This is a genomic window from Betaproteobacteria bacterium (assembly GCA_016791345.1).
Classification (GTDB): Bacteria; Pseudomonadota; Gammaproteobacteria; order Burkholderiales; family JAEUMW01; genus JAEUMW01.
The window spans coordinates 1-4,750 of the sequence record JAEUMW010000287.1 but is presented as its reverse complement, the minus strand read 5'-3'; the positions used below and the strand labels follow the sequence as shown (position 1 = coordinate 4,750).

Sequence of the window (4,750 nt, the reverse complement as noted above, 5' to 3'; positions counted from 1 at the left end):
CGCCAGCAGGAGGCCGACCCGGCGATTGCGGGAAAGATCGCCGGTGCAGGTGAGGATGAGATCGCCCGCCCCAGCCAGACCCATGAACGTTTCCGGCCGCCCGCCGAGTTGCACGCCGAGGCGCGTGATCTCGGCCAGGCCCCGCGTGATGAGCGCGGCACGGGCGTTGTGACCGAAACCCAAGCCGTCGGCGACACCGGCAGCGATGGCAATCACATTCTTGACCGCGCCGCCGACCTCTGCTCCCACCAGATCGTCGCTCGAATAGATGCGCAGCCGCGGACTGTGGAGTCGCCGCGCCATCTCGCTGGCAAAGGCGTTGTCGGTCGCCGCGAGGGCAACCGCAGTGGGCAGACCCCGTGCAACTTCGAGCGCGAAGCTGGGTCCGGAAAGCGCTCCGCGCGGCACCGCGGCGGCCAGTTCCTCGTCGGCGACCTGGTGTGGCAGCCGGGCGTCTTCTGCCTCGAACCCCTTGCTCGCCCAGACGACCGGCACCGTGCGAGCGCACGCAGCGATGTTGCGCAAGGTCTCGCGGAGCGCCGAGGTCGGCACGACGACCAGCGCCAGTTCGGCGCCCGCCAACGCTGCTGCCAGATCACCCGTCAGGGTGATTGCATCCGGCAAGGGAAAACCCGGCAGGAAGCGCACGTTCTCCCGCGCGCGACGCATCTCGTCGAGCTGCGCGGCGTCCCACACCCATAACGAGACGTCGTGCCGGGCTGCGAAGCTCAGGGCGAGCGCGGTACCCCATGCGCCGGCGCCCAGAACTGCAATCCTCATGCGCCCCACAATTGCGAGATCTTCGCGTACCCGCTCTGACCATCGCCGAGCCGCACCTGCACCCAGCCCGCGGTCGATGGGCCGACCCACTCCATCAGCACATTCTTCTCGACCTGAAACAGGATGGGAGCACCGTCGTCCGGCGCCTGCCTGACGTCGGCAACGGGCGCCTTCACGAGAACGGTCCGACGATCACCGAACGCCTTGTCCTCGATCCAGGCAAAATCGCCGGTCGCATCGCGCACCTTGGTCCAGCCCCCATCGAGATTGATGATCACTTCGAGGGGATAACCGGCGCCGTAGATGTACGTCTTCTTGCCGCGTGCCGAAGGCGCGTCGACGCCAACGGCCGGCGCATCGCCGACGGAACGAAAGTCCGCTGCCGTCGCCGCCCCCGCCAGCACCGCACCGAGGACCGCGAGCAGCCGGACCGATGCCAGCTTCATTGCGGATTCAGTGCGTGGTGACGGGGCCGGCCGCTTCGGCGGCCTCCTGCTGCAGGCGCTGCTGGTAGAGCGCCTCGAAATTGATGGGGTTCAGCACCACTGGCGGGAAACCGGCACGGGTGACCGCATCCGACACTACTTCGCGTGCGTACGGAAAAAGGATGTTGGGGCAGGCAATGCCGAGCACGCCTTGCAGGTCGGCTTCGGGGACGTTGCGGATCTGGAAGATGCCTGCCTGCGCGACTTCGACCAGGAACACCGTCCGCTCACCCAGCTTGGCGGTCACGGTAATCGACAGCACGACGTCGTAGATGCCGTCCTGCACGCCCTTTCCCTGGGTCTGGATCTGCACGTCGACCTGCGGCGCGTCGCGCTCGAGGAAGATCTGCGGGGCATTCGGAATCTCCAGGGAGAGATCCTTGACGTAGAGCTTCTCGATGGAGAAATGAGGTTGTTCCTGTGCTGGCTCGGTCATGCGGCACCTCGGGAAAATTATGGATGATAACCGATGTGCAGCGCGTCCGGCGCATGTCGGCGTGCGCGGGATATTCCTGCAAGGGCCCGTCCGGAACGCGGTTGACGCTGAAACAGGATGGACAGACGAGGTGCACCCGCGGGCTCAGGCTTCGCCATTCAGCAATGGCTCGAGACGCCCCGCGCGCTCCAGGGCGGAGAGATCGTCGAAACCGCCGACATGGTGGTCGCCGATGTAGATCTGTGGCACCGTGCGGCGCCCCGTTCGCTCGGTCATCTCGATCCGTCGCTCCGGCTCGAGGTCGACGCGAATCTTGCGGATCTCGGTGACGCCCTTCGCGCGCAGGAGCCGTTCCGCCATCACGCAGTACGGGCACACGCCGGTCGCATACATCGACACTTCGGATTTCACTTCTTCTCCAGGGGCAGACTCGCCTGCTGCCAGGCGGCAATACCGCCCTTCAGGTTGACCGCCTCCTTGAAGCCGTTCTTCTTGAGCAGGCTCTGCGCAGAGCCGGAACGGTTGCCGCTGCCGCAGGTGATGACGATCGGCCGTTCCTTGAACCTATCGAGTTCCTTCAGGCGCGACGCCAGTTGTCCAAGGGGAATATGCTTGGCGTTCGGCAGGTGGCCCGCGGCATACTCGGCGGCCTCGCGCACATCGAGGACGACCGCATCGCGGCGATTGATGAGCTGTGTCGCCTCCAGCGTGCCGACCTCACCCCCCCCTTGCACGGCGCGCCGCAACGTCGGCCACAGCAGCATGCCGCCGCTCGCCAGCGCGATGAGAATCAACCAGATGTTGGTCTGGACGAACTGCACGATGTCGGGTCTCATTCAGCCTTTCCTTTGCATAGCGCAGCAACGGACCGATTGCGGCGGGATCAGTTCCTTCGAGTTCCTGCAGCACCCGTACGAAGGTGGGAAGAAACCCCGGATAGTACGCCGCGCTGCGGGCGAGTTGTTGCTGCGCGGCCACCGCCTGCCCGTCCAACGCGAGCAACACTGCCTGCTTATAGGCAACCTCTCGCGTCGGCGCGAACTGCAGCACGCGCGAATTGCGTTCGAGCTTCTCCTGCAGCCGTTCCCCGCTCAAGACCTCTGCGTTCGCGAGACCGAGATCGACGTAAGGCTGCAGCAGCGTATGACCCTCGACCTCGTGCAGCGTCTGCCGCACCCGCGCCATGCGATCGCCGCCCGATCCGGCGGTGAACAGGTTGACGCTGAGTCCTTCGATGCGGGTGTAATCGAGGTACAGCCAGAAGCACAGCAACCAGCCGACGAGCACGCCCGTCGCGAACACGGCGCGTCGCGAAAGAATCCTCGGCAGTCGCACGCGATGCCGTTCTGCCAGGCCCGCGACAAGCGCGCCAACGCCCAGAAAATACGCGTACCAGAAGGGATATTCTAGCAGGCTGTGGATACCGGCCACGGCGGCGACGGAGAGGATCCACCAACGCTCCGGTGATGCTTGCTCACGCGCGACACCCCACAGCCACGCCACAGTCGCCACGACTGCCGCGGCGGCAGCGAAAACCCCAAGCTCCGCCGCAAGTTGCAGAAACAGGTTGTGCGCGTGGTCGTAGAGGCCGGGGGCGACGGCCGGTTCCGCCGCGGACACCTGAAGGAAGTGCCACCGTGCGAACTGCCCGAACCCGACACCCAGCAACGGTGCGGCCGCGAACATCTGCCACGCCTGCCGCCACACGTCCACGCGCAGCGACCAGCCCGACGCGACCTCGAAGAGACGCTCCATCGGCGCCATGACATAGGACGCAGGCTGAAGGAAGGGAAGCTCGGCCGCCCATTGTGCCGCCCCGATCCCGGCGAGCAGCAGAAGCGATCCGTGGAAAAGGCGGCGTCCCGCTGGAGGTTCGAGTCGGCGGCCATGGAACCCCGCAAGAACCGCAAAGGCCGTGAAATACAGCCAGGGGCTGCGCGATTGCGCAAGCGCGGACACGAACAACAGGACCACCGCAAGGACGCCGGTGACGGTCACGGCGAGGCGACGGGTCGCGCAGAGATACAAGAGCGACGCCAACCCGAGAGCGAGCTGGTGCGCGAGATGATTGGGCTGCCCGAGATTGGCATAGATCGCCGGGGTCATGCGCCGCATGGCGACACGGCCGATCGCGTCGGGCGCGTACTGCTGGAAGAGGCCGATCGCGGCCGAGGCGAGCGCGCCGATCAACGCGCACCAGGCGAACAACGCGACGACGCGCGCGACACCGTAGTGGTCCCGCAGTTCGGCGCCGAGCCAGATCACGGCGGCTGCCCACAGCAGGCAGAGCGCCCCGACGACACCATCGAGCGGGTTGGCGAGTCTTCCCAACGCCATCTGCAGCGCGATCAATGCGACCAGGAAGAGCGGCAGCAATACCGTTGCCGGCAGCTGCGTCGGCGCCAATCCTCGCCCGAGGATCCACAACGTCAGCGCCGCGAGGCCGAGCGCGACTGCCGTGAGTTCGCCGTGAAAGGTCGGGATGGGGTAATAGTGGAGCGGGCTCAGGAACGGCAGGATCCACATCGCCCCGGCACAAACCAGGGCGAGGTGGGCGGCAACCGGGACACCCGCACGCGGTGGTCTCAAGCGGTGTTCCGTTGCGTCCTCGTCTTCGTGGCCGCCCGAAGCGCGGCAGATGGAAGCCGCCGCGGAAGTCTACGCGGATCCACCGCAGAACAGATCACGCATCATTCCAATCAATTTGAGGGTGCGCGTGTCGGCGACGCGGTAGTAGACGCGATTTGCATCCTTGCGGGTTCGCAGAACGCCCTTGTCGCGCAGGATCGCAAGATGCTGGGAGATATTGCTTTGCGTCGTCCCGACCGCGTCGACGATCTCCTGCACGCTCACCTCGCGATCACCGAGCACGCAAAGGATCTTGAGGCGGAGCGGATGGGAGATGGATTTCATCGCCCGCGCGGCGCGCTCGATGTGTTCGTCCTTGTCGATCAGATCGTGCGCGATCGCAGTGGTCTTCGACTTGGCGGACGAGGAAGTGCTCATTTGCATCTCTTGAAATACTAATATACATGATCGCTGGCGTTGT

Annotated in this window: 7 protein-coding genes; all 7 read right to left on the bottom strand. The window is 65.5% G+C overall.

Annotated features, from left to right (window positions below):
- The coding region (locus JNK68_11490) for an NAD(P)-dependent glycerol-3-phosphate dehydrogenase (protein ID MBL8540978.1) at positions 1–780 on the bottom strand (780 nt) is incomplete at its 3' end.
- Positions 777–1,226 (bottom strand): hypothetical protein, encoded by a 450-nt coding sequence (locus tag JNK68_11485; GenBank protein MBL8540977.1) that lies wholly within the window; start codon positions 1,224–1,226, stop codon positions 777–779. The genes JNK68_11485 and JNK68_11490, both read right to left, overlap by 4 nt.
- 7 nt (positions 1,227–1,233) lie before the next feature.
- Positions 1,234–1,701 (bottom strand): protein-export chaperone SecB, encoded by a 468-nt coding sequence (gene secB / locus JNK68_11480; GenBank protein ID MBL8540976.1) that lies wholly within the window; start codon positions 1,699–1,701, stop codon positions 1,234–1,236.
- Positions 1,702–1,845: 144 nt separating this feature from the next.
- Entirely contained in the window at positions 1,846–2,112 is a 267-nt protein-coding gene (gene grxC / locus JNK68_11475) for a glutaredoxin 3 (GenBank protein ID MBL8540975.1), read from the bottom strand.
- On the bottom strand, positions 2,109–2,537 hold the full coding sequence (locus JNK68_11470; protein MBL8540974.1) for a rhodanese-like domain-containing protein: 429 nt from the start codon (positions 2,535–2,537) through the stop codon (positions 2,109–2,111). The genes grxC and JNK68_11470 overlap by 4 nt, the downstream gene beginning before the upstream one ends.
- The gene (locus JNK68_11465; protein MBL8540973.1) at positions 2,419–4,290 is read right to left on the bottom strand and encodes an O-antigen ligase C-terminal domain-containing protein; all 1,872 of its coding nucleotides are present in this window, start codon (positions 4,288–4,290) and stop codon (positions 2,419–2,421) included. Before JNK68_11465 ends, JNK68_11470 begins: the two co-directional genes overlap by 119 nt.
- Positions 4,291–4,359: 69 nt before the next feature.
- Positions 4,360–4,707, bottom strand: coding sequence for a winged helix-turn-helix transcriptional regulator (locus JNK68_11460; GenBank protein MBL8540972.1), 348 nt, complete (start codon positions 4,705–4,707; stop codon positions 4,360–4,362).
- Between the last annotated feature and the right edge of the window lie 43 nt (positions 4,708–4,750).

Coding starts and splice junctions, on each gene's coding strand:
- JNK68_11485 (MBL8540977.1), bottom strand. CDS start 1,226: ATGAAGCTGGCATCGGTCCGGCTGCTCGCGGTCCTCGGTGCGGTGCTG.
- secB (MBL8540976.1), bottom strand. CDS start 1,701: ATGACCGAGCCAGCACAGGAACAACCTCATTTCTCCATCGAGAAGCTC.
- JNK68_11470 (MBL8540974.1), bottom strand. CDS start 2,537: ATGAGACCCGACATCGTGCAGTTCGTCCAGACCAACATCTGGTTGATT.
- JNK68_11460 (MBL8540972.1), bottom strand. CDS start 4,707: ATGAGCACTTCCTCGTCCGCCAAGTCGAAGACCACTGCGATCGCGCAC.